2 protein-coding genes are annotated in these 500 nt (G+C 65.6%); both read left to right on the top strand.

Annotated elements, in window-relative coordinates; translation table 11 throughout:
* Positions 1–208 (top strand): efflux RND transporter permease subunit (locus tag MOV74_RS40200; RefSeq protein ID WP_246933109.1); only part of this gene is annotated, 208 nt, incomplete at its 5' end.
* Between the two features lie 2 nt (positions 209–210).
* A partial coding sequence (locus MOV74_RS40195; RefSeq protein WP_246933108.1) for a cation transporter occupies positions 211–500 on the top strand: 290 nt, incomplete at its 3' end.

Here is a 500-nt window from a genome sequence, read left to right as displayed (position 1 = left end):
CTCGCTCGGCTTCGTGCCGATGGCGCTCGCCACCGGCGCCGGCGCCGAAGTGCAGCGGCCGCTTGCGACCGTGGTGATCGGCGGCATCATCTCCTCGACGGTGCTGACATTGCTGGTGCTGCCGGCGCTCTACGTGCTGTTCCGTCGTGACGCAGGCACCGAAACGCCTACAATGGCGCCTGATTTGGCGACTTCCCGGGAGCGCTAGCATTGGGCAGCCACGATCATCACGGTCATCACCACCATGATCATGGCGACCATGCCCATGGTCATGGTCATGGTCACGACCACAGTCATGGTCACGGTCACGGCCATGTCCATGCCCCCGCGAATTTCGGCAAAGCCTTCGCGATCGGCATTTCGCTCAACACCGCGCTGGTCGTGGCCGAAGCCGTCTACGGCTATATCGGCAACTCCACCGCCCTGCTCGCCGACGCCGGCCACAATCTGTCCGACGTGCTCGGCCTGGTCGTGGCCTGGGGCGCCTCGATCGCGGCGCG

It is taken from the genome of Bradyrhizobium sp. SHOUNA76, assembly GCF_023006445.1.
Taxonomy (GTDB): Bacteria; Pseudomonadota; Alphaproteobacteria; order Rhizobiales; family Xanthobacteraceae; genus Bradyrhizobium.
This window is presented reverse-complemented; position numbering and strand designations above follow the sequence as displayed.